This is a genomic window from Roseateles sp. 22389 (genome assembly GCF_052044995.1).
Classification (GTDB): Bacteria; Pseudomonadota; Gammaproteobacteria; order Burkholderiales; family Burkholderiaceae_C; genus Roseateles.
Window position 1 is genome coordinate 25,815 of record NZ_JBQEOF010000005.1, and the last position, 25,888, is coordinate 51,702.

Consider the following 25,888-nt stretch of genomic DNA (forward strand, 5'->3'; position numbering starts at 1 on the left):
GGGACATCCTCTGCTGGCCAGGTTGCACAAGCCGGATCCAAAGCTGCCCGCCGACAAGCAGGACAAGCTCGCCGTCATCCAGGTCGAGCCGGAACACTGGGCGACATGGCTGACCGGCACGGTGGACGAGGCTCGCGCGCTGTTTCGGCCAGCCCCCGTTGAGGTCTTCGACCAAGCCGACGCGGCCATGACGGACGCCATCCTCCCAGGAGCGGGACGCTGACCGATTTGCAGCGTTCTCGGTCGGTCGACGCCGCGCGTGGTGCGACCGGTCATCAGCGCATTCCTGTCATCCAGGCGCCGACCGGCTCAAGCTCAGACAGACCGGGCTGGTGGCCGGACCAGGCGTTCCACGATCCCGCCCGCGCTCATGACTTCTGAGTGACCGCTGCCAAGCCTCGCGACCGTCGCCGATCGACCCGAAGCGGAAGTTGCCCTTGGTGACGTGAGATGCCCCAAAGCTGACGTTCAACGTTCAACGTTCAACGTTCGAGGTGAGGCGGGGCCGACGGCATTGCGCCTTGCCTCGACCGAGGGGTTAGGCGTCAGTGCTACTTGCTACCTGTGAGGCCCTGAAATAGCGACGCGAACTTGTTGACTACATATGGAGCGAAGAGCGTCATGCCTGCCGCAAGGAATTTGACAATGTCGCTCACTGACTCGGGTGCGTTGCCAGTCTTTCCAAAGCCGTAGAGTGCGAACGTGCCGAAGCCGATGAACATGAACAGGATTGAAAGCATCCCCATTAGTGCAATGACTCGACTCGAGCTGGCCTTTAAGACTGGGATGAGAACTGGCTTGCCCTCCTTGTCGTAGAGCGGCTCCTCGGTGACAACGTCTGGTGCTCCGTTCTGTCCCTTTGTGGTGACTTCCTTGATGACAGGAAGCGGAACCTCTTCGGACAGGGCATCTGCAAGTGACCACGAATCGGGAAGAGACTTCCGAATTGCCAAGATTGCAATCAGTGAGCCGAACAGAACAATGATGGGAACGAGGTAGATGGCGATGTCGGAAGGGGGAATCCAGGAAGAATTAACGGCGGCTGCTGAAGCTGACGAGGCTGCTGCTTCCGCTGCCTTCGCCGCTGCTTTCGCGGCCTGTTGAGCGGACGCTGCGGCTGCTGATGCTTGATTGGCGGCTACGATAGCCTCGGTTTGTGCGCTGGCGGGTGGCGTGCCTACAACGATGAGCACGACGACTGCTGCCCTGAATAGATATGTCTTGAACACTCGCCCCTCCGATCATGGACAAAAAGTGGCGCAGCGAAGTCTAGGGTGGATGCCTCGGTGGTCAGCCGACATGCTTCCACAATGCTGATGATGCCCGGCGTGTGACTCTGAGGCCCAACGTCGGCCCTCAGCGGGAGGCGAAGCCGTCCGCTGCAGCAAAAGGTTGAACGTCATCGCGGCACCATTGGACGAAACTCGCCCAACGCGTTCCACTCGGGATCAAAGTAGCTCGTGATTTTCAGTGGGCTCGCAGCGTTCCCCCGCAGGTCTTGGTTGATCGACTGCACGAAAGAGTCGGGGTCAGCCGTGTGATAGCGCCACTCCTTCTTGCCGCCGCCGGTGATGCATACCCCAGCACATCGTCCGCCGCCATTGACGGCCCCTCTGCTGCTGGACCATCAGCGCGAGCGCATCCGCTACCTGCACTACAGCCGCAGCACTGAGGACATCTATGTGTACTGGTGTCGCGCCTTCATTCGGTTCCACGGGCTGCGCCACCCGCGGGACATGGGCGGTCCGGAGATAGAGGCCTTCTTGACCTGGCTAGCTGACGAACGACAGGTGGCCAGCGCCACGCACAAGCAGGCGCTGTCGGCCTTTCTTTTCCTCTACACCAACGTGCTGGACGTGGAACTGCCGTGGGTCGCATGCATTGAGCGTCCGCGGGTGCACCGCCGGCTGCCTGTTGTGCTGAGCCGGGAGGAAGTCGCGGCGGTACTGAACCTCATGACAGGCGAGCTTGGCCTGTTGGCCCGGTTGCACTACGGCATCGGCATGCGCATCAACGAGGCGCTGCAGTTGCGCGTCAAGGATGTTGGCGGCAGCATGCCAGCTTGGTCTTGAGGGCGTCATGCTCAAGAAGGCCGACTCGCCGTATGTCTCCAAGCGGAGCGACACCTGGCTCAAGCTCAAGTGTCAGCGACGACAGGAATTCGTCTTCGTCGGCTTCATCGATCGTACGAACTTGGCCCGCGAGGTGGGCGCCTTGCTGCTGGGGTGCTACGAGGGCGCAAAGCTGCGCTAGAGGATTTCGCGTTGCACTCATGCACGCAGGCTCCCTTGGGCGCACGTAGCTAGCCCGTGTAAAGCGTGCTTCCCCGCCAATACTGCAGTTCGGGGTCGGCATCAATCGAGTCGGACCCACGTCTCTCCGCCAACTTGATGAGGTGCACCAACCCGAGACTCGATCGCATCGCGTTGCGCGTGTAGTCTGATGCGCTGGGCCGCATTGGGAGGGAGCGGTGCACTTGATCCTATATTCTGCGGGCGGCCCAGCGGGGTTGCGCATCGAGGTCGCTACCGATGCATCGGGGCGTGCGGAAGCGCTGGAACTGCATTGCGAGGTCCCGGCGAGGGCGTCCGTGTCCTTCAAGGTGCGCCAGCCCTTCGGCATCCCTTCTGGGCTATTCGCCAAGGACGATGCCGGCGTCGCCCGGTTGAAGTCGTTGGCCGCTATCCGCAGGGACGTCGCATCCGCGGAAAGCGAGGCGGTTAAGGATCTCGAGAGCCGCTGGCGCGACTTCGTGCAAGCCGTCTCATCGACGCAGGTCGTGCTGGGCACGAGCGGTGAGTTCGCGGGTGCTCGTGTTTTTCCTGCCGGCGCCGCCTTCGCGTATGGGCGGGCCGATTTCAACCTCGGCGCCTGCCTATCGCAGGATGGAAGTGCGGCCGTCCTCTTCAGAGGCACCGTCGAGGTCGCGGCCGAGTGTCAAGCGCAGCTCGGCGCGGCCGGCGAGGCGAAAGTGACCATCGCGTGGCGAATCGTAGTAGACGCGGAGGCCATCTCTCCCGGGCTCGAGCTGCACCTTCCCACGCTTGGCATGCGCGGCCCCTCGCTGTCGTTCCCTTCGTTCGACTGGAAGCCCGGCTGGACGCTCGATGCGTTCGACCCGCGCCTAACCCTCCCGCAGCTTCCCGGCCTGCCGCTGAAGGTGGTGCCGAAGGCGGTTTCGTTTATCGCCAGCTATGCGGCCGGGCCCAAGGAGCTGACGGCGACGCTGAAGGTTTCCGACGTGACGATCAGTGCGCCGGTCGTCGGGGACATCCTCATTGGGACCCTCGACGTCCACTTCGACGGTAGCACGGTGAGGGTGTCGCCGTTCCAGGCGGCGCTCAATCCCGTCCAATGGGAAGCTTCGCCCAAACCCCTGCCACCGCCGCTGGATAACTTAGTGCTGCACGCGGAGCAGAACATCCTGCATCTCGCGTTCGATGTCTCGGGCGGCGCGACTGCATGGATCGGCTGCTACGAGACCACGCTGTTGGTCTATCCCGCCACGCAGCCATCCAAGCGACTGAAGCTGGTGCTGGAGCTGCCGTTCAAGAACGGCCGCTTCGGGGATCGCGTGAGCATAAACGGCAGGGATCACACCCGCTCCGTTCGCGTGCTCGAGCCCACCATCCAAAACCTGGCTTCGCTGATTCAGCAACTACCTTCGATGGGCGGCATCGCGTTGCGCTTCGGCATGAAGGGGCCGGACCTGCCCGACGCGGATGCCTTGATCGAAGTGCTGGCGGCGATCCTCTCGGCCATCGCGCGCGGCGCCGCTGGCCTGGCCGAGGTGGTCCGCGCGGTGCTGGAGAAAGTGTTCAGGCTCCTACGTTCGGCGGCGCAGATGCTGGGCGAGCTGGAGATGCTCGTCATCGTCGACGAGAAGACGTTCGCGTTGCAGCAGGTGATCGTGTCGCTGACGAAGAGCCGCGTGACCGAGACCTTCCGCGAAGAGGCTGCGGGCTTCGAGCTGACCGCGCCCGGCTCCGCGGAGCTCGCGCTCCTTATCGATCTGAGGGCTGGCGCCCGCGATGCCTATGCGGTGGTCACCTTGACCGATGACCAGTTGTCCACGCTGTCGCTGGGCACGGACCTGTGGTTCGGCGGCGCCACGCTGGAGCGGCCCGCGGGCCAGTTGCCGGCCCCGGGATCGAGCGCCCCGCCGCAGAAACTCGTGAGCGTGCAGTTCACCACCAAGGGCGCCGGCGTGAAGCGCCTGAGCCTCGTGCCGCTAGGCGTGCGCAACGGGCAGCCCGCTTTCCTGCGGGCCCTGAAGACCGCGCTGCCGCCGCTGCAGGGCGCCGCGATCGACTACACGGGCTACGAATTCGAGCCGATCGACCAGCAGGTGAAGGTGATCGCGGAGTTCGGCAAGCTCAAGGGCCGGCTGCTGCCCTTCCTCGCCTCGCCCGCGGCGCAGGGCGAACCCGGTGCCGCCGGTTGGCTGAAGCAGTACATCGAGATCGATCACTCGGGCACGACGGCCAGCCTCGTGCAGGGCCGCCTCACAACCGACCTGTCCGTGAAGCTGCACCTGCTCGGCTCCACGATCCAGTCGCAACTGAAGCTGCAGCTTGATGCGCTCAAGATGACGGCCGGCATTTCCAGCGGCCTCGTGCGCATTTCGGTGAAGGAGGAGTTCTCGCTGTTCGGGATGAAGGTGGAGTTCTCCAGCGACACCGAGCAGTTCATCCTGGACCTGCAGGGCTCCGACCCGCGCCTCTACCTCGCCGACGGCGTGAGCGCACGGCTGGTCTTCAAGGCGATCGGAACCGACATCAACGGCAAGCACCTCGCCTTCGACATCTCGCACTTCACGGTGCACGGCGGCGGGCTCGACCTCGACGCGAAACTCGCTCAGCCCTACCGCATGCGCCTGAACGGGCTCGGCACGGAGTTCACTTTCTCCACCGCGGACATCAAGGTCTGCAACGGGCAGGCCGAGTCGTTCCTGCTCAAGGCCAAGGGGAAGCTCCCGCCCGATTTGCTGGGCGACGTAGACGTCAAGCTGGAGCTGGACTTCGGCGTCAAGTCCGACGGCGCCATGGGCCTGCGCGATGGCCGCCTCGACCTCGCGTCCAACGACGCGCTCGTCCGCAGCGAGAAAACGCACTTCGACTTCCGCCTCGAATCGATGGGGATGCGCGTGTTCGAGTCGGGCGGGGACCTGCATTTCTGCGCCTTCATCACTGGGTCCGCCAAGTTCAAGCCCACGGTGTCCGAGCTGGCCGACGGCATGCTGAGTAAGCTCGCTGGTGTGGAGCTGCGCTTCACCGACCTGCCGGTGAGCGGCGACTCGGACGTCATCCGCCGCGAACTGCGCAAGCTCAACCTGTCGTTCGTCGTCGCGCTCGACGAGCCGATGCGCGCTTCGCTCTTCCAGATGTTTTTCTTCGAGGTGCGCAGCATCGGCCTGGAGCCCGGCTGCTCGATGTGGGGCGACAGGCCTTTCGCCCTGGTGATCGGCGGCCAGGTGCGCTTCGCCGACACCGGCGACGTCGTGCGCGCGGAGTGCGACTTCCACCGGATCTACATGGCGCCGGGCATCGGGACGATCGTGCCGCGCATCAAATGCGAAGGGCTCGGCGTCGCGCTGCGCCTGGGAAGCGCCTTTGAAATCGACGGAAAGGTCGTCGCCGTCGACGGCACGATGGAGCATTCGCTCGAGAGCCGCAAGCCCGAGCCCCGCCTGCAGGCCAACGGGTTCATGGGGCAGGGACGCGTGGCGATCCAGGGGCTTCCGCCGCTGGCCGCCTCCTTCGGTTTCGTAGAGGTGACCAAGCCCGGCTGGGACGCGCCGCGCCGCGCCTGGTTCGTCTTTCTCGAGGCGCAGCGCATCAGCTATCAATTCCAACTCGGACCGGTGCCCTTCTACCTGCGGGAGGTGGGAATCGGCCTGGGCTACTACTTCACGTATGTCGGCATCAAGGCGATCGACGAGGCACCGAACCTGATCGCGGTCATCAAGGAGCTGGACAAGATTGCGAGCACCGCCCTGGAGCCGGCCAAGTACGAAACGTGGGACATCTCGGACCAAGCCGACTACACGCTCGTCGCGCGCGCGATGTTCTCGATGAGCAGCGCCAGCGCCCCGCAGCAGCCGCTCACCTGGAACAAGGAACAGGAGGCCGAGCTACCAAACCTGATGCTGCTCAACGCCGTCCTCGCGATGCGCAAGAGCACCTTCATGATGACGGCCAATGCGTGGCTCGGCTACAGCTACTACGACTGGGACGACGCGCGACAGATCGGCGCCAACCAGCTCGCCGGCAAGCAGGCCCTCACGGGCTACGTGATCCTCGCGGGCGAGCGCAGCGAGTTCCTCGCGCGGCTCGTGAGCAACCCGGGCGCGGAGATCGGCTCCAAGCTTGCGCTGCCGGACGCCTTCCGCAGCGCGCTCAAGGAAGTTCAGTACGACGCCACGCTCTACATGCGGCCGGGGCTGCTGCACTTCGAGTTGGGCTGGCCCAACCGCATCCGCTGGACGAAGAACATCGCGGGCGTGAACATCACCGTGGCGGGCGGCGCGATCTTCCGCGTCCACGACGGCGCGCTGCTCGCAGGCCTGAACTTGGAAGGGCAGGTCAGCTCCGAGCTGTCGGGCCGGCTGGATGCGGGCGTCGTCGGCATCAGCGTGCAGGCATCGCTCTATGCGTCGCTCGTCGCGCGCATCATCGGCCACCTTGATTCGCGCAGCGCAGCCGCCTCCCTCTACTACTCGCTCTTCGCGCTGCAGGTGCGGTTGCGCTTCCAGGTGTCGGCCTGGCTGGAAATCAAGGCGTGGATGTGCAAGATAACGATCCGCGCGTCGTTCTCCTTCAGCCTGCAGATCGACCTGATGGCCGAACTCGCGATCCAGGGCGACCTGCGGATGGGCACACGGATGCGGGCGACCATCGCTGTTTCGGTCTTCGGTCGCTCGCTCGGACTGTCGGTGGGACTGGCGGTCACCCCGGGCCTCGTCGACAGCGCCGCCGCTCGGGTGGGCCGCTTTATGAACCTGAGCCTGATCCAGGACACGCCGTCCTCGGTCGCGCCCATCGGCACGCAGGACGACGCGAACCGGGAGGCCGCGAAGGTCGGCGAGGACCGGCGCAAAGCGCGAGAGGTCGCCGCGTCGGCCAACAGCGGGCCGCTCGCGCCGGTTCCGCACGACGAGTGGGTACCCCCGGCGCTGGTCGAGAAGCCCGAGCCACGCAACGACCCCATCGTGGCGACCGAGTTCACCGTCGTTCTGACGTACCCGAAGGTCGCGCCCCAGGGGCTTGAGGCGAACGTCACGCCGTCCGACTGGGTGTACATCACTTTCGTCCCAAGGGATGACGTGACCGATTGCGCCTCGTTCTATGCGGCGCCGCGCCGTGAGGATGTTGCTACGGGCGACACCACTATTCCCGACCACTACATCCAGCTCCGATACATCCCGGCGTCCCTGGAAGGCAAAACCCTGTATGTCCACCAGGCCGGCGCGTGGCATGCATTCAGCTTGCCGGCGAGCCAGGCGGAACTCGAGACCTTCGTGCACTGGGACGCGACGATGGCCTACACCGAGTCAAACGAAAAAGACAAGGAGAACCACCAGCCTCAGGCTGCCAACGGGACGGCGAGCCTGACCGAGTTGTTCTTCGCATGCTTCCGCACGGAAGCCTTCGAGCACCCCGGGGTCGGGCTCGGCAAGCCGTATTACGAACCGAAGCCGCAACCGCCGCTCGATCCGAAGGCGCCCGCGCGGGCCGCGAGCGACCAGGAACGGTTCAACCGGCAGGAGCGCGGATACCTCGGCGCGATCATGCAGGACCCGGCAGACCGGCGCTGCCACGAAGCCCGTGACTTCCTGCTCCACAAGTTCGCCTCCGATCTCTTCGATCTGGCCGGCGATGGCCGTGTGCCTGAAACCGTGAATGCCGCGCACCTGGGGCTCACGCTGCTGGTCCCGCGTGCCCTCGCGAATGCGCTGGGGAAGGACGGTTTCGAAGCCGTCGTGCGCAAGCGCGTGGACGACTACGCGTCGTCCGCCTGCGGCCACGTGGATTCGAGGGCGTGCAAGGTCTTCAATCCTCCGTCCTCGCAGTTCGCGCTCCGCAGGCCGCGCTTCATGGGTACCGGCAGCGTCATCCAGGACCGGGTCGCGAAGCTGCAGTGGACGCTGCGCTGGCCCGACGAAACGGCCGAGGAAGCGGCGGAGGACTACGTGAAGCACTATCGCGTGGTGCGCCGCATCACCGTCGACGGGGTCGAATACGACAGCCCCGCTGTGACCGTGACCTGTGCCGATGAAGTGGAGCACGTGTGTGAGAACACCGTGTGGAAGCGCGTGCTGCACCGTTCGCCCTACCGCTACACAGACGACTTCGGCGACCTGCCCGTCGCGCTGCGCAACCGGATCTTCCGGGGCGACACGCAAGCTGTAATCCGCTACGACGTCACTCCCGTCTGCATCAGCGACACCGACGGCCTCGTGTGCAGCGATTTCATCGTCGTGCCCCAAGGGGCTTACCACGTGCCGCGGCTGAAGCTTGCGATGGCGACGCTCGAAGTCGACCCGCGCGAGTCAGCGAAGACGCCAGGCACCATCGAGCGCTTCGAGCTCGGTATGCGTGTCGAGGCGGACGAATCTGACCTCGATTCGGCGCCACAAGAGTTCCCGCCGCGCGACACGACTCTCGTATGGCGGATCTTCGCGCGCGGCGAGGACATCCTGCCCGCGGGCCAGTACGGAGCGGATGCGCAGTCGAAGCGTCCGCTCGCGGCCCTCGTCGGGGCCGGCCTCGAGGAGTTGCCCGGCGACGTGACGGTGAATATCTCCGCAGAGGATACGGACTGGCCGGTGCTCGTCATCGAACCGGGGGATGCGAGCGTCACTGAGTTCGTAAACCTGATCCGCGACACCGCTGCCCCGCGCGCATGGACCTTCTTCGTTCAGCTCGTGCTGCTGAGCAAGGAAGTGAAGCCGGTGGTGCTCGCCCGCTCGAAGCGCCTTCCGGTGCAGACGTTCGTCCGTGTTGCCTCCGCGAGCGGCGGCGCGCCAAAGGCCCCGATGCAGGTAACAGCGTTGGAATACGTCCGCATGCCGTTCGCTGCCGAGCGGGCCGACGTGCTTGCGCCGGTCGCGGCCGGCGACCTGATCGCCGTGCCGGGCCGCGCGGCGCTGCCGGAGCCCGTCCTTTCGCCCATAAACGGCGGCGATGACCTGCAGGTCACGCGCAACGTGCATCCAGAGTTTGGCGCGGTCTCCAGCCTGTCGTGGAGTCTTAAGCCGCGCGGCGTCGGACGCAAGGACGCGGCCCGATACCGGCTGCGTTCGGGTTTCGACGTCTATGCGCTGAGCCTGGACGCGGGCATCGACCCGCGCCTGCGTGTCTCCTGGCTTGCCGCCAGACGGCAGACTGCCGTGCGGCTCCTCAACCCCGACCACGCAATAGTGACCCCCGCGGAAATCGGCGATCCGGCCAACTGGAAGATGCGTTATCCGAGTCACGCGAAACGGCGCTCGTCCAACGGCGCGTGGTACTCGGACGCGGAATCGTTCATCGACTGGCCTGCGTTCCCCGTGCGCCTGCATCCGCTCCTCGAACCGGGTTCGGAGCTGATCCAGGCCTTGTTGGGCCGCGGCAAGCCCGACGTGATCGAACTGCGCATGAAGTGGCAGCGCGGCGAAGTCGTGAAGTGGCTCTTCTCGCTTGACCCGCCGCTCGGGTCAGGGTGGGAGCTGAAGGTCACGGCCGATGGCGCGGATCTCTTCGGCAGCTCCGCCGAGGGCCTGCGCGCCGCACTGCGCGCACTGCGCGCGCGCCCAGAAGGCGGGGATGCGACGAGCCAGAAGTGGGATCGCGTGGGCCGTTCGGGGTGGGTGCTGGAGCTGCGCCCCCGGTGTCTCGATCCCGATCCGAACGTCGACAAGCGCTACGACCTGCTCGATCCCGCCTTCGAGCTGGTGCCCATGGCGTACGAGCGTGACCTGCACCCGGTGATCGAGCATGTGCTCGCGCTGATGCGCCGTCCCGTCGACGATACGAAAGCCCCGTTGTTCGAAGTCGATCGCAGGCCCGCGCCTGTAGTCAAGGCCGATCGTCTGGGCGAGTTCATCGCGGAGACGGGCGATGCGGCCGATCCGTACGGCTGGGCCGCGCTCGACCGGCTTGGCCTCGGGGTCACGGTCCGCCTTTTCGACACGCATGATGACCGCTTCGTGCGGCCGGACGGGTTCCGCCGCCAATTGCGGGCAGCCATCGAGTCGGCGCGGGACGCGTACCCAGAATTCTCTGAGTACCTCTTTGTCGAATACCTGCTGCAGCCCGGCGCCATGACGCAGCGCGTGGATTTCACGCACCTGCCCGATGCCACCGGTGGATTCCCTTGGGGCGAACAGGACTACAGCATCGACGGCAAGACGCTTGCGATGGCGCGCATCTCGGTGCGGCCGCGCATCCGCAGGAAGCTTATATACAGCGCCATCGTGCATCACGGGAGCGTCATTGACCCCGTCTACGCCGCGGCCGCGACCTCACCGCACGCCGACGTCGTCTTTGGCAGCGACGGCGTACAGCGCAGACTGAAGGGCAGGACGCTCCACGACTTGCTCGCGCTCCCGGACGCGCCAGTGCCGCGCCACATCTTCTGGCGCGACGTGACGCCGCTCAAAGGCGCACGTGCGCTGGACGAGGAGCCGGGCTCAGCCGTCGCCAACGAACCTGACGCGTTCGGGCAGTTCGGGACCTGGGACGGATGGAAGGATGACGAAGATTTCCGCCAGAGCCTGGAGCGCTTCCTGCGCGCCGCGCGCAATGCGATGAAGGTGGAAGCCGAGCATCTGGCCATCCTGGAGGGGAACGCCGACGCTTTCGCCGCCATCGTGCCCGAATGGCTGGGCTGGAATCGGCGGTACTTCGAGTACTCGGCCGATCCCAGTCCGCCGAAGGGATCGACGATTCCCGCCGCCATCGGCGCGATCGAACAGATGGAGCCGGTGCTGGCCGCGCCCGATACGGCCAGGCGAATCTCGGTCACCCTCCCTGAACCCGATGGCTATGCGCATCGCCGCGCCTTCGCGGTGTTGCCGCGGTGGCGATACGAAGCCATCCTGGATGCGCATGGCTGGCTCCCGGGGCTGTCGCTGCAGGATTTCCTCGAAGCGACAGGGACCACGCAAGGCCCGCCGTTCGCGGTGACGAGCATCGAGCGCACCGCGCCCGTGCTGCCGCAGGCCGTCAAATCGTTGGGCCGGCTGGGCGACACGCATTGGTGGGCGAAGGACGGCGTCTATTACGCGCAGCGAGCGAACGAGACCGACGTCATGCTGCGGCTGCAGGGTTACGTGCGGGCCGGCAGCGTACCGGGGAACGCACTGGCCGTCGCCTTTCCGCATCATCCTGAGCAACTGCTCGACGAGTCCAATGTGGCCGTGGGCCGCAGCGTGTCGCGCTCCGGCCTGCAGTGGAACTTCGCGCTGCATGCGGCCGATGCGCAGTGGGCGGGTCCTTATCGCAAGGAGACGCCGGGCAAGGCCATCGATTGGCTCGACGCGGCGGAGCTGAAGCGGGCCGAGGGCACTGATGCCGTTCTCGGGCGCGAGAGCGAGACCTTCGCGCAGTCGAGGGTCAAGGTGGCGCGCTACCAGCCGCATTGGTACCGCCACACGGTACAGGCTACGTCGGCCGCCGGCACGGTCGTCGCGGAAACGACGGCGGCCTATCTCGCCGACGCGGCTGCGGTCCTCTCGGTGCCATCGGGCAGCGCCGTGACTCTAAAGGACGGCCATCCCTGGAAGGCCTTCCTCGACGGGGGCGTGGGGCCAGCAGCGGTCCCCGAATCTGGGGAAAGCGCTTCCGCGCGCTACAAGATCGTGATCCCCGCAATTCGCTATACCGACACGACGGACGCCGTCACCGCGAAGCTCTGGTCCGATCCCATCTCGCGCCTGCCGGACCCGGAAGTGGCCTACGACCTCGAGTTCGTGTCTGCTCCGACCGCGCTGCGGTGTCAGCGGGTGGTGAAGCCCCTCGCGCGCATCGTGCGTTCGGCCTCGACCGTTCCGGAGAAGCGCGCCCTGCGGGCGATGGTCACGGCGACGGATTGGAGCGTGCGCTGCAACCTGACCGAAGCGCACGGGCAGGCGCCCACCGTCACGGTATCCATCTCACCGCTTTCGCTGGCCGTCCCGATCGGCATCGACGACGACGCCGCGACGGCGATGAAGATCGACGAGTATGTCATCGGCGGGAAGGTGCGGGTCCCCGGCGGCTGGAGCGACGACTGGCTCGAGTGGTTTGTGGGCAAGTTCGTCGAGGGCGGCCGCCCCTCCCTCGCGGGAGAACTGTGGGCTTCCATGGCCATGGCGGGCGTCGGGTTGCCAGCATCGCAAGGATCGGCGCTGGCCGTGTTCCCGCAATACCTCCTCAAACGCGTCGTGTTGAAGAAACCGCCGACCGCGGACGAAGCGAAGGCGCTGGCCGCGGCTATCGACGAATGGATAGGTGTGCTGGCCCACAGCGGAACGCCCGTGTACCAATCGCTGGGCAAGGCCTATGCCGTCGTGTTCGGCGACGTGCGAGACCTCCGCTGGCCCTACGCGGGCGGGCAGCACACCGAATCGCTGCCGTGGATAGAAGGCATCCCCGAGCCGTCCGATCCCGCCGAGGTGGCGCCCGAGCCGGGCTCGCTGCCGCGGCACCTGGTCCCGGAGCTCATGACTCCGGCCGAGTTCGAGGCGGCGGCCAAGCGAGCCGCGGCTGACGGCAACAAATATGGCCTCGAGTACCTCCAGGAACTCTGGCGCGAACAGAAGGCCCGCGCTTGGGACCGCGGACGCCTGCAGGTCCGCGCGACCCGCGGCGACGCGGTTCCGGTGGAGCTTCCGCCGATCGACCTGCCGTAACGCAACCCGCAGGAGCAGACATGAAATTCGATGAGATCAGCCAGCTGGGTCGCCTGCATGTTTTCGGCGGCGTGACCGATAGCCGTTACGCGTGGCTTCTCAAAGGGCGCGCGGACCGCGTGCCCGCGAGCGGCACCGAACGGCCGGACGAAACACCGGGCGTCTTCAGCTTGCGAACATTGCTGCTCGGCACCGAGCGCAGGGAGATGTGGAAGATCGATCTAGGGACCTTCCCCTTTCAGGATGCCGCGCTCTTGGACTTCCATGCCGCCACGGCCGACCGTGACGATTCTGTCTTCGACCTCGACGTCATGGGCGTCTCGATAGGCGTGAAGCTGCAGGCGGTTGCCCGCTGCACGCTCTCGCCCTTGTGGGAGCATCCCGGCGGGCAGGAACCGGACGCGGCGGATGAACTCCTGGTCTCCGCCTACTCGCTGCGCGCGGGCTCGATGCGGATCGCCGTTTCGCACGCACCGGCGGTCGCCGCCGCGCTGCAGGGCCTAGATGCTTCGAGGGACGTCGAGCTCGTCACGGACGGCATCGAGTACACCGCGAAGGTGGTGGCGCCGGACGGCACAGGCATCGACTCGCGCGTGAAGCTCGTGGTGCAGGCAGATGGCGCCGGCCGTCTCGTCCTTTTGCGCAAACAGGAGCCTAAGGCCGATGCCGCTTGGCGTCAGGTCTGGAGGGCGCTCAACGACATTGCGGCCTGCACGAAGCGGACCGCGTGGTCGCGCCTCTCGTTCCGTGTCGATGAGAAGCTGCCGCAGCTCAGTTGGCGCGCCACCAGGAAGGACGGAAAGATCGCCATCGTATGGGACGAGGCGCGCTTCGACGACGACGCGGCGGAGATCACGCTGGCCGACCAGCCGCTGGAAAGCGTTCGGCTGCCGGCGGCGAGCGTGATGCGTCTAAACCGCGGCGCGACCTTGCGCCTCGGCCGCGGCACGCTCGTCGTTGAGACCTTCGGCGCAGGGAAAGCCCCCGACCTGGCGTACACCTGGAGCGCGGTGCCCGATCCGACAACCGGCAGGCCCGTCGAAGCACTGGCCCTCGTGCAGAGCATCCCCTTCGTGCACGCCGCGCCAACCGTCCGGGCCACGCTGCGCGGCATCCACGCGGGGAGGGAGCAGGAAGGCGGCACGGTCATCGGGTTCATGATGCTTGATGACGGGTGGGCTGAGATTCCCTTCGCCCATGACCTCGCCGACGACCGAAAGCTGCCCGCCGTCATGGTGCCGCGCGACGTCGACAACGCGCGCGGTTCGCTGCGGATTGGCAACCGGCGCCACGAGTTCCACGAGCCGGGCGCGACGCCGCTCGTAGCGCCCTGGAACCTCGTCATCGACGAGCCCTCGGATTTCTCCGCGCGCTTCGAATTTGATCTCGCATCGGGCCGACTGCTCGCCGCGCAGATCGGCTTGTCGGGCTCCGCCATGACGGCGCGCGGCATGGCCTGGCTCGCGGCTACCGCGCCAGACGGCGACGACGCGCTGCCGCGCGTTTCGGACGATGCCGACGCTTTCTTCGACATAATGCTGCAGCGCTGCGAGGGCAAGCCCGACGCGGCGCCGTTCCTCGTATCGAAGCTGCGCATGCAGGCGCCGGCGATGCCCGACGGGGGCTGGGATGCCTTCACGGCGGCGCATGAACGCCAGCCTTCGGTTGACGCCGCCCACGCCCTCACCGTCAACGCGCCGGTGCTGTCGCCATCGCAACGCGAGCAGCGTGTCTGGCTGCGGCACCCGACACTGCCGAGCATCCAGGTCGTCAGCGCGACGCGTTCGGACACAGCGTCCACACGGCCCCACACGAGCCGCTCCCTCACGCCTTTCACACGCAGTGCGGCGCCGCTGGAGCTCGAAGGCACGATGACCCTCTTGCCGGCGCTGGCCGCAGCGACCGCCGCATCCTTTTCCGCACCTTCGGTGAAGGGCGACAAGGCACGGCCGCTCGTCCCGCTCGCGAGCCTCACTCTTGCGGGCTTCGAGTTGCTGCCGGGCCGGCCGGGGCAGTTCAAGGTCTGCTCTCACTACAACCTCCCGGTGTGGGATGACCTGTACGTGCGTGCCGTGGTCCCGCCCCCGGACGACGTCGAGAAAGTGCCGCCGCCCGTGGTCACCGCACTGCAGCCGACCCGCCTTGGGCAGCTGATGGACGAAGCCGCCCGTCTGCGCGACGGCGCCGCGGTGAAGCACAGCCTGATGTTCGGCGAGGGCGCCTTCAACGCGGACGTCGCCTCCGCCCCGGGGAACCTGATGCCGGGCCTGACCTGGACGGCGTTGCAGCAGGTCGACCCTAGCATGGTGCTATCGGTCGACCTCATTCGCTTCGGAGCCGCCACGATTTCGGCGAAGCTGCCCGACGGCAAGGACGGCGAGCCGTGGACCGCCACGGGTGATGCGCTGCTGGAAGGGCCGAAGCGCAAGTTGCTGATCAAGGACACGCATTGCTTCGTCGAACCCGAGGGCGACTTTTCCCTCGTGGGCTGGTCGGTTGTAGAGCGGCTCGAGAACGGTTACGTGCGCGATGGGCTCGGCGTTTCGGTCGCGCAGGCGGTGAAGCAAGGGCCTTTTTTGCTCACGCGAGACATGAAGAATGTGGTTGGCGCGCCGTTCCAGCTCGTCACGACCACCGAGCCGGTCGTCGTCGAAGGCCCCCATGGCGTGGACTGGCGATTCACGCTGACCGACGCACCGGTCGAGAAGGGGGGGCTCATGCCGGGCGCGTCTGGCGCTCCCGTCTGGAGCTTGTCGAGGGCGCGGACGGCGTCGGAGGACCTGGCGATCGTCCCGCTTCCCATTGGAGGTTGCCTGCGCTTCGTGCCGACGGCCCTGCGCAAGCTCGATATCGCAACCGGTTCGGTGGCGCTCGCGGAGATCGATGGAACCCTCGTGCTCGGTGTGGACAACCCCGCGCTCGCGCAGGATTCCCTGCGCAGCGTGACGCTTAGGCTCGAAGGCGCTGACGGCAAGCTTAAGTTGAGCGGCGTAGCGGTCAACGATCCGTCAGGCCGAATCGCGTGGGAGCTCGATGCGGCCGCCGAGGATTCCTTGTGGGGCGGATCCGCCCGTTTGAGCGGCACGCTCGCGCTGGCCCCCGACAAGGGCCTGTTGTACGTCCAGAATGCCAGGATGTCGGCGTACGTGCTACGTGGCGAGATGGAAGTCGAGGTCCCGTCATTCGACGCCTCGGCCGTCGAGATCGACCTAACCGGCAGCGCCCCGGCGCGACCTCTCGACGTGACCCTGGCCTCCTGCAAGCTCGACCTTGCGCGTGGACGCCTCGCCGCCTTGGCGATTTCCGTGATGCTGCGGGGCGGGGTCGCATGCACCGTCGCGCACACGCAGCCCTACGGCCAGAAGGGCGCCACCACTGCATCGTCCGACTGGTTCGGCAACGAGCTGTCCTGGCAGGCCCGCATGGACGCGAGCCGCGGCACCTTCGTTCTGGAGCAGCCGGGCGCCGCGTCGCCGCTGGTCTTCTTCCCCGGCGGCTCGCCGGGCACGGTCGCGGGCGGGGTCGCGTGCATCGCCTGCGAGCCCGTCGAAGCCGGTGGCCTGCGGCTCGCTAGCCACTTCTTCGAACTGGCGATTGCCTGCGGCGAACTGCAGGTCACGCACATGCTGCGGTCCGATGCCTCCGGAAGCGAAGCCGACACCTTCCGCTTCGACGGCACGTGGCGGCTGCGCAGCTTGATCGCGTGGCCGATGCTGCCGCGTGTGGTCATCGATGCGCAGGATAGCGTCGTCGTGGACTTCGCCGGCCGCCGGCAGCTCGTGCACGAAGCGGCCATCACGCTGGCCGACCACCGAATGGACGGACGGGCCGTGAAGCTGGGGCCGAAGGGCAAGGGCATCGGTCCCGCCGCATCGACGCCCGAGGCCGTACGCACCTGGCTGGCCGAGGCAAAGCACACGTTCTCGCCGGACCGTGGCGACGCGGTCCTGCAGTTCCAGTGCCTGGCATCGCTGCAGTTCTGGCAGGCCGGCGCGCTGGCCGGCTTCCTCGAAAGCGTCCGCTTGCCAGGTAAGAACAGCGTCTTTGGATTCGTGCCTGGGTACATCGGCGGCGACCCGACCAAAAGCTTCCTGCGGCCCGGCGTGCGCCGCATCGACCAGGGTCATGCGGGCCTCTTCGACCGCCAGGTGACGGACGCGCTGAAGAAGCTTCCCGCCGAAACCTGGCTGCTGCTCGGAGGCATGACGGCCCTGTGTCCCGACGGCGCGCAGAGGCACGCATTGCTCCACATGCCCTTCATCGCAGGAATCTGCGATGGCAACGTCGCGCAGCCCCTGGCTGACAAGCTCGCGCCGCATGCCGTGGGCGGCACACAGACGCTGCGGATGTCGCGCCACGACGTGCTCACGACGCGGATGGCGATCACGGAGGGCGCTGCCGTTTCCACCGGCGCGCTGGTCGTGCGGCCCTTGCCGCGCGACCTGCCGTTTGCGCGCGACATGCGGCCTGCCGACGCCGTGTCGGGGGAGGCACTGTCGCGCGGCTGGTTCGACGCCGACGGCATGCGTGTCGCCGGCTGGCACGTCGAGCAGATCCAGAGGCCCGGCCCTACGCCGTACAACGCCGACGAGCTCAAGGCACTGCCTTTCGTCTATCCGCGGGCGGCCGTGATGCTCGCCGACCTTTTCGCAACGCCGGGAATCGGCAGTACGCAGGACGCGCTCAGCATCGTTGGCCGCATACCGGCGCGCGAAGGGAGGTTGAAAGATCGCCTGCCGATGAAGGTCTACGTCAAACTCGTCGCGCTGCCGCCGCGCCATTCCGCCGCGCCGAACGGACCCGAGGTCGCCGCGCCGCGCGGCGACCTCATCGTGGGAAGCAGCTCCGGCGTCGCATCGGCCGTCCTGTCCGAAGCCGACCTGCAGGTCCGCGACCCGAAGCACTTCATCGCCGTCGCCCTGCGGCTGGCGAGCGACCCCGCCTACGTGATCTGCCGTCGTGTGGGCACCACGATCGCCTACGAGGTGATCGATTTGCCGGGCCGGCAGGAGGATCCGCTTGAAGCTCCCGTGGCGCCGCTGCGGGCCGCGGCGGCAAAGGCGCCGGACGGGCGCATCACGTGGCCGTCGCCCGGCCGCAGCCGGGCCGGGGACCTCGATCTCCTGGTGCATCCGCGCGTGCCGCGCCAGTATTCCGCGCCCGTTGCGCTTGCCGCGGTCGAGGGACACGTCGAGATGCGTGCGCAGGGCGAGCCCTTCGCGCTTACCGAGGACGACCCGGGCCCGACCGATACGGTCTGGATGCAGGAGTGGGAACACGTCGCGTTCGAGACGCGTGCGGCGCCGCCCGACGATGCAGCACCCTGGATGCGCGACGCGGGCGCGCCGACGCGTCCCGTCGTGCCGTCGGTCACGCAGATTTCGCGCGCGCTGTTGCGCATGGACCCCGCGCTAGCAAACCAGGTGCCGACTATCCAGACCTACCTGCCGTTCCTCACCGATACGCTGGAGTTTTCAACGCGGACAGGAGCATTCGTGCAAATGGGTCTGCGGGGCCTGCGAAGCGTGAACGCGGTCCATCGCCCAGCCGAGCCGGCCGAGGCGGGTCCGGCCGTCATGCGCGCATTCCGCAGGCCGCGTCCCGTAGCCTTGCCGCCAAACGAGGACCAGCCCGATACCTGGCGCCGCACGGTCGGGTGGTACGGCCTGCCCGGGCAAAGCTGCCTCGCACTCGCCGACGAGTGGGACTCGGTCGCCGCGCCGTCCAATGACCAGGGGTTGCCGGCATGGTGCCTTTTCATCGGGCGAGCTATGCCTGCCGAACTCGAACCGGGCGAATCGCCGGACTCGCCGAAGCGATGGCGCGGGTCGGTGACGGTGCAGTGCAGGGTCAAGGACGCGAATCGCGACCTTCCAGATCCAGCTGGCATTGTCCTGCAGCTCCTCGAATTCGCGGCGACCGACGAGAGCCTGCGCACTGGGGTTCGCGCAGGTTCGAACTGGATCCCGTTCTCGGGAGTCGAGCGCTTGGATGACAACCGGCTGCTCTTCAAGGTTCCGAAACTCACCGAGCCGCCCGGCGCCGGCCGCTGCACGTTCGAGTGCGGGTTCATCCCAGGCCCCGAAGTACCTTCTCCTGCCTCGGGTGGTCTGCAGCTGAAGCCGCCGGTGCGCATGGGCCTGGACCGCGTCGAGTTTCGGATGCTCACGCTGTCGGCGCGGCACCTGCCCCGCGACCTCTTCCCGCTGCCCCTGCGGCGGCGCACCGTGTTCTTCGCGGATCCGTCGTTCGACCGGCACGTCTCCCGCAGCGACCCGCTGAGCGTCAGCCAATCCTTCACCGCCGGGCAGTCCGACGAGGTGTTCAACGCGTGGGTCGATCGGCAATCGGTATCGCCCGACGAAACCATCGTGCTATGCGCCAAGGCCGGCCCGCGGCGCCCGGACGGAAGTTTCTGGCTCGAAGCGAAAGTGTTGCGACGGGGCGCGAAGGAAGACGAGCACATGCGTTTCGAACTGGGCCCCGGGGACACTCGCGACAGCGTGCCGCTAGACGCGAACCGCTACTATGTCCTGCCGCTCGGCATGCTGCGATCCGCCAAGGCCCTCGGTGCACCGCGCGCGGGGGATGCCCTGATGCTCGACGTCGTGTGGGCACCGACGGTCGATCCCACCCTGAAACTAGAGCGCCGCGCGAGCCTGGTGCTGCCGGTCAAGTCCAGATCCTGCCTTCCACCGCCGCAGGCGATGTACTCGTTGATCGGCTACGACACGGCGAACCTGAAGGCGTGGTGCGCCGCGCATTCGAGCGTGCCTGCGCCCGACACGATGACGACGCAGGTGCTGCCAGCCACTGGCACCCAGCAGGACCGGCTGCTGCGCCGCGGAGTTTTCCGTTGGACGAGCGTTGATCGGCCCGGCAAGGCCCGGCTCGGCTATTCGATCCTGAAGTTCGACAAGACGACCGAGAGCACGCACGTTCCCGGCAGGCCGGAGCTCGAAGAGGATGTCGAACGACGCGTGGCACTGCAATAAACCGACACACCATGCACTGCGTTTACCCTGCCAATACCCACTGGGCTTGCATGAACCACCCACAAGAGAATCCAGCATGTCTGCTTGTTCGCGTTTCCCGGGCGGCCTTGCCGGGCGGCCGAGTGCAACTTTCTAACGGAACTGTGACACCGGATGAAAGTGCCAACATGGTAGGCACCGGGGCGCAGCTCCACTGTCTTCCCGAATTGCCAACTGAGTTCAGGCGACCGATAGAGCTGAAGCCGCGGCTGCTGATGTTGGCCCCAGCCGTCACGCGCGACGCCCGCAACTGAAAGTGTTCCACAACTTGCACCTACAGAGCCGACTAAGCCTTTCACCCGGGAGCATTCCACATGAGCATGAAGATCGAAGTCGAGTTGCCCACGGACCGCAAGAAGACCGGAACCCTAAAGCTGGTGAGTGCCACCAGCGGCTTGGTACTGTTCGGCCCCGTTGCGGTCTTGGGGCGGGCCGCGCGCAATACCGCCGCTGCAAACGGCAATCCGAACGGAGACGCCCTGCTGCCGTTCGGTGACACGCCTGTCGGCACGTACAGCGTTCCCGCGATCGTGTCGAACGGGGGCAGCACATCGCGTCCCATCGCGCAATATGGACAGAGTGGCTCGATTCTCCTTGATCCCAAGGGTGGCGACGCACTGCAGGCTAAGAACAACGGCCGCACTGGGCTGCTCATCCACGCCGGCCGACATGCGTACTCTTCGGTCGTCGATTCGAAGGCGCTCAAGCCTACGAATGGATGCATTCGGATGCGCGACTGGGATCTGCAATTGCTCATCGACGCCATTCGCAATAACGGCTTGCTGTTTCCGGGGACGCTGACCGTCACGGTAGGCCCCGCAGGCGTTCAAGGTGATATCGACGAGTCTGTGTCAGATGGAGATCCTCCGCCCTTGGATGGACCTGTACTTCCTTGACTGAAGCCATATCTGATTGACGATCCCCATGCCCCCATTCGGAGGCAGTCCGATCACTTGACTTGGCCTAGCGTAGTGTGGGGGTTCGGGTTTCCACAAGGCTTACCATGGCCTGCTGCGACTTGAAACACGCGTGTCTAGAATCGCCGCGGGTCCGGCGGGTCGGCGCGGACCGACCGCACGAAAGTCCGCTATGGGCAGAGGCTGTGTGAAAACCCTCCTGGTGATCTGACCGACGCTGCCTAGATTCATCGTGTCGATGCGACATGGTGGAGGTGACGATGGCGCGATTCGTCGAAGGTCAGGGGCGGCATCAAGTGACGCTGCTGCCAGAGTGCCTGGATGACTTCATCGCTGAAGACAATCCTGTCCGCGTCATCGATGCCTACGTTGAAGAGCTTGATCTCGAAGCGCTTGGCTTCGCTGGCGCCACGCCAGCGGCGACAGGACGCCCGGCCTACCACCCGGCGGTCCTGCTAAAGATCTACATCTACGGCTATCTCAATCGCGTCCAGTCGAGCCGGAGGCTCGAGCGCGAAGCACAGCGCAACATCGAGCTGATGTGGCTGACCGAGCGCCTGGCTCCGGACTTCAAGACCATCGCCGATTTCCGCCGTGACAACGGACAGGGCATCCGCAACGTCTGCCGTCGCTTCGTCGAGCTGTGCCGGCAGCTGAAGCTGCTGAGCGGTGACGGCGTGGCGGTCGACGGCAGCAAGTTCAAGGCCGTCAACAGCCGCGACCAGAACTTCACTGCCACCAAGATCGAGAAGCGGCGTCAGCAGATCGAGGAGAGCATCCAGCGCTACCTCGCGGCACTCGACACCGCGGACAGGACGTTGCCGCTCATGGAGTTCGGTCCAAGGTATGCCCAGCTCAGTCACAAGCTGGATGGTCTGCGTGAGCAGATGCAGCGGCTAGACGAGATGGAGCAGCACGTCCTGAAGCAGCCAGACAAGCAGATATCTCTCACGGATCCGGACGCACGCGCGATGGCGACCCAGGCCGCGGGCAGCGGTGTCGTGGGCTACAACGTGCAGGCAGCGGTCGACACCAAGCACCACCTAGTGGTGGCGCACGAAGTCACCAATATCGGCAGCGACAAGGGCCAACTCAGTGGGATGGCGCGCGCGGCCCAGGAGGCGATGGACAAGCAAAGCTTGAAGGTCTATGCCGACGGGGGCTACTTCAACGCCCCGCAGATCAAGCGCTGCACGGATGACGGCATGAAGCCCTTCGTACCCAAGCCGATGACCTCGAATGCGAAGGCTGAGGGCCGCTTCGACAAGACCGACTTCATCTACATCGCTAAGGACGATGAGTACCGATGTCCAGCGGGCGAGCGAGCCACCTATCGCTTTACGCGCGATGAAGACGGGCTGCAGATCCGTCGCTACTGGAGCAGCGCTTGTCCCGGATGCTCGATAAAGGCTGAGTGCACGCCTTCCAAACATCGCCGGATTTCCCGCTGGGAGCATCAAGAGGTGCTCGATGCAATGCAGCGACGACTGGACCGAAACACCGATGCGATGATGATCCGGCGAAGGACCGTGGAACACGTCTTCGGCACGCTCAAGCACTGGATGGGCAGCACGCACTTCCTGACGCGCAAGCTCGGCAACGTCAGCACCGAGATGAGCTTGCAGGTCCTGGCCTACAACCTCAAACGGGTGATGCAGATCTTGGGCATCAAGAAGGCAGCGCAGGCGATGAGGCTGGTGGGCGCGTGAGCGCCCTTTAAACATCGCATCGCAACTCGGATACCCAGAGCACTCCTCAAGCTCCGACGAGCCCTCGGAGAGCCCGTTGGCGCTTCGCAGGGAACGTGCTTGACCCAAGCTCGTGGCGGGCCGCAGTCAAACTGCGTTTCCACACGGCCTCGGCAATGAGAGAGTAAGGGGCGATGTCTCTGATGGGTTGGTCGCTGCCGGTCGCCGGGGATGCCTGCAGTCGCTCGCGTCTGATGTGGGTTGCTCGCAGTCGAGTGAGCGCTGATGCGCCCGCAACAGCCTGCCGACAGCACGGTCCCTTGAACGACCGCTGCCTGCAGGCGCTGACATTCAGACGGACCAGTGCGACCTGCCGGGTTCAGCCTAATGCGGTCACCCGGCGTCGTGTGGCCGCTTTGCAGCGGGAGCTGTCCTTCTCCGTAGAGAATGCACCGCCCAGAAGCTGTCGTCCAGCGCCAGAGCGGTGACTTCGTCGTCGTCGAGTGCACGCTGACGTTATTGCGCGCCGACGGCAAGCTGTCGCAGCTGGCGGCACGCGCTGCCCGCCTTCGCGATGCGCTCTGCGAGAGTAGGCTGACCTTCCTCTCAACCTCGTCCTGAGCCAATATCCATCACTGCGTTGCGACGGTCCGCGACGCCTCTGAATTCCTAGGCCGTACTCACCGGGGCTGACTTGCTTCGACCACATCGTGAAGGAAGTTGCGAGCTCGGCCAGATTGCAACTCGGTCACGTCGACGCGGCTCTGAACCTGCACCGTGCTCATACAGAATGAACCGCAAAAGCAAATCACTTCGCGGGCCGCCGCCAACTTTGACCAGGGGGAAAGATGTCAGACGAAATCAGCGAAGAAGTTATCAAAGGCGCGTTGAAGGCGCTGTCGTGGGATGCCCTTGCGGCACATCTCGAGAGCGCCAATCTAGACGACTCTCAGATCGAGAAGTTGCTAGGACTGGTTAAGAGAAGCGAAGCGTTGGTCCAGAAGCGGACCGCGCCAAAGCAGGAGGCGAAGCGAGACAAGTTGCTTGAGTCTCTGGCTGACTTCCTCGATCAGCATAAGCGCGCAGAAGCGGCCACGCACGTACGGTCATACGCGGATATGTTCCGCATGATCGACGGCTGCTATCAGGGAATTCTGGATGAACTCAAGGAATGTGACGCGGCTTCATTCTCCCCAGAAAAACGAGTGTCGGCGCTGCTTGCGCGCTCCAACCACGAGTACGCTGATTTACTAAAACGTGGGAACGATGCTGTCGAGCGAGGGGAAATGCACTTCGGCCAAGTGACGCTGAAGAACGCGGAAGGGAAAGACTTCAACGTCGCAGCTGTTCACTCCGCACTTGTTGATGCACTGGGCAGCACCATCGGAATGGAAGCTCACCTGAACAAGTGGTTCGACAGCGAAGGAATTGTCGTACTTCCATCCCTGCCGGACACCATCGACGAAGACCATTACGCCGTCGGTACGGCGCAGGTGCTCGCCATTTCATGGAGAAACTGGCAGCGAGCCGAGCGACGTCATCGATACCTTGATGGAGTGTTGCGGGAACATACGCAAGGACTCGGCCCGAACCTAGTTGAGATGGGCGTGTCGCGTTTGATTGAAGCCTTGCCGTCAAGCGACCTGGACAGATATGACTTCATCGCCAATGCGCGGCTTGATGAACGATTCAAGCAGCATCTTCTCGACCTCTCTTCCAAAGGGGACCTCCGCAGTCTGTTTGTCGGTGTCGAGGGAGTCGCCTCGCTGACTCCTCAGCAGACGGTCTCCGTTTGGGAGATGCATGGGGCGACGAGCTTGAGTCAGCTTTTGGCTCACGACGTGACAAGCGATTTTGAAGAGTTCGCCGGGCTCAGGATTGTTGAATGGGTACGGGGGTATGCGGTTCTGCAAGCCATCGCGGAGGCTTGTCGCGATTTTGACAAGCCAGAGAGCATGTCCATTCGCTTCAGCAGGTCGGACTTGGTCGCTCGGCTTCAGCGCCTCGGCCTTGCTGGGCCGAAGGCATCACTGTTCATTGACCATGTGACGTTCAGGCGTGAGAGTCGTGACCTTTTCGACCAGCCGCTACTGCGCTTGCAGGACGGAAGTCTTGTGCTCGTTGGCCTTGCCGCTGGCAACTGCTCTATCCCGCGGGCAGTTCTTTCGACACTCGGCATGTTGAACATCAACTTGGACGGGAAGGGAAGCAGGTTCGAAAGCTATGTCATTCGTACGTTGAAGCGGCTTGGCCACGAAGCGAAGAGGATTCGCTGCAAGCGCGCCGGAGAAGAGTACGACTATGACGTGGCATTTGTTTGGGGCGACTATCTCTTCCTCCTTGAGTGCAAATGCAGGAGTCTTTCTGGGAACGACCCCATCGGGGCGTACTACTTCTCGCTTGGCATCAACTCGGTTGTGGGCCAGGTCAAGAGGCTTGCCGAGGGGCTGCGCAAGCACCCCGACATCCTGTTGGAGTACATGCCGGAGGCTGTCGGTAAGCAGGTGGTCTTTTGCGTCCTGAACTCACTGCCCTACGCGCTGATCGGCGGCATCGACGGAATTCATTTCATTGACGAATCATCGTTAATGAGGTTCTTCATGCTTCCCAAGCTTGGCAGCAGGAGGCTGGACCCGAAGTCTGGCTACGGAGACATCGAGCCTGGCACCCTCTTGGCCTCGTTGTGGCGAAGCGAATCTCCGACGCCCGAAGACCTAATTCGGCATCTCGAGAATCCCATCCAGGTGGTCATCTCCAATGGTCATGTCGAGCAATCCCCCGCCTGGAACCTGCTTGGCAAGGGAACGATGGGCGCGCTGATCGAATACGGCCAAGTCGACATGACGCCTGAGAGCATGCGCGCCGCTTTGGACGCTGGCGGTTTCAGTGCACCGGCGAACGAGGCCCAAGGGCAATAGGGCAAGTCGAGAGCCGCGAAGTCCTTCCCGTTGAGGAGTAGGCCGCGCCGCAACTCTCCGAGACGCAATGCAGGTTGCGATTCAGCCATGGCTATTGAGCCTTGCGGTCGCCGCAATCACCCTGCTGACAGCCGTGATTGTGGGCTCAGCATTGGGGGCTGCCAGTGCAAGCGGCCCACTTGCCTTCGCGGCGGCGGCTCAGCGTCACGGGTTGTTCTATTTGGTCGCAACCGTTCTGTCGCTGTCCCTCCTGTGCCTGGCGTACTTCGGCTCCCGCTTCTGGCGTTTGGAACGCACCTAGGCAGGCAAAGGCTGCCCGCGTCGAGACCTCAACCAGCGGCATGTATGCAGCGAGTGCGGTCCTTCAGCTGCTAAGGTTTAAGGAACGCTGCCGGCCCCATCTCGGTCATTGAAGCCACCGCCCCCGGGTGTTTTAGGGCACAGTTCGATGTCTATT

9 protein-coding genes are annotated in these 25,888 nt (G+C 65.2%); 8 read left to right on the forward strand and 1 reads right to left on the reverse strand.

Annotation, left to right across the window (positions count from 1 at the left end):
• The first annotated feature begins 22 nt into the window (after positions 1–22).
• Positions 23–223, forward strand: a complete 201-nt coding sequence (locus tag ACTJKJ_RS08685) for a hypothetical protein (RefSeq protein WP_440820192.1) — start codon at positions 23–25, stop codon at positions 221–223.
• Positions 224–551: 328 nt separating this feature from the next.
• Here ACTJKJ_RS08685 and ACTJKJ_RS08690 read toward each other — a convergent pair whose 3' ends face one another.
• The gene (locus ACTJKJ_RS08690; protein WP_440820193.1) at positions 552–1,229 is read right to left on the reverse strand and encodes a hypothetical protein; all 678 of its coding nucleotides are present in this window, start codon (positions 1,227–1,229) and stop codon (positions 552–554) included.
• Positions 1,230–1,571: 342 nt separating this feature from the next.
• Between ACTJKJ_RS08690 and ACTJKJ_RS08695 the strand changes: the two genes are divergently transcribed.
• The 7 genes from ACTJKJ_RS08695 to ACTJKJ_RS08725 all read left to right on the forward strand — a co-directional run bounded on the left by ACTJKJ_RS08695 (position 1,572) and on the right by ACTJKJ_RS08725 (position 25,431).
• Positions 1,572–2,072 (forward strand): phage integrase N-terminal SAM-like domain-containing protein, encoded by a 501-nt coding sequence (locus ACTJKJ_RS08695; protein WP_440820194.1) that lies wholly within the window; start codon positions 1,572–1,574, stop codon positions 2,070–2,072.
• Positions 2,041–2,253, forward strand: coding sequence for a hypothetical protein (locus tag ACTJKJ_RS08700; protein ID WP_440820195.1), 213 nt, complete (start codon positions 2,041–2,043; stop codon positions 2,251–2,253). Before ACTJKJ_RS08695 ends, ACTJKJ_RS08700 begins: the two co-directional genes overlap by 32 nt.
• A 337-nt stretch (positions 2,254–2,590) precedes the next feature.
• Positions 2,591–12,874, forward strand: a complete 10,284-nt coding sequence (locus tag ACTJKJ_RS08705; protein WP_440820196.1) for a hypothetical protein — start codon at positions 2,591–2,593, stop codon at positions 12,872–12,874.
• A gap of 20 nt (positions 12,875–12,894) precedes the next feature.
• Entirely contained in the window at positions 12,895–19,869 is a 6,975-nt protein-coding gene (locus ACTJKJ_RS08710) for a hypothetical protein (RefSeq protein ID WP_440820197.1), read from the forward strand.
• 353 nt (positions 19,870–20,222) lie between these two features.
• Positions 20,223–20,804, forward strand: coding sequence for a L,D-transpeptidase (locus ACTJKJ_RS08715; protein ID WP_440820198.1), 582 nt, complete (start codon positions 20,223–20,225; stop codon positions 20,802–20,804).
• Positions 20,805–21,085: 281 nt separating this feature from the next.
• Complete coding sequence (locus ACTJKJ_RS08720) at positions 21,086–22,534, forward strand: IS1182 family transposase (RefSeq protein WP_440820199.1); 1,449 nt, start codon at positions 21,086–21,088, stop codon at positions 22,532–22,534.
• Positions 22,535–23,361: 827 nt separating this feature from the next.
• Complete coding sequence (locus tag ACTJKJ_RS08725) at positions 23,362–25,431, forward strand: hypothetical protein (RefSeq protein WP_440820200.1); 2,070 nt, start codon at positions 23,362–23,364, stop codon at positions 25,429–25,431.
• Positions 25,432–25,888 lie beyond the last annotated feature (457 nt).

Bases quoted from the DNA above. Each gene is read 5' to 3' on its own strand.
- ACTJKJ_RS08725 (WP_440820200.1), top strand. From the start codon at position 23,362: ATGTCAGACGAAATCAGCGAAGAAGTTATCAAAGGCGCGTTGAAGGCG.
- ACTJKJ_RS08715 (WP_440820198.1), top strand. From the start codon at position 20,223: ATGAGCATGAAGATCGAAGTCGAGTTGCCCACGGACCGCAAGAAGACC.
- ACTJKJ_RS08700 (WP_440820195.1), top strand. From the start codon at position 2,041: ATGTTGGCGGCAGCATGCCAGCTTGGTCTTGAGGGCGTCATGCTCAAG.
- ACTJKJ_RS08720 (WP_440820199.1), top strand. From the start codon at position 21,086: ATGGCGCGATTCGTCGAAGGTCAGGGGCGGCATCAAGTGACGCTGCTG.
- ACTJKJ_RS08695 (WP_440820194.1), top strand. From the start codon at position 1,572: ATGCATACCCCAGCACATCGTCCGCCGCCATTGACGGCCCCTCTGCTG.
- ACTJKJ_RS08710 (WP_440820197.1), top strand. From the start codon at position 12,895: ATGAAATTCGATGAGATCAGCCAGCTGGGTCGCCTGCATGTTTTCGGC.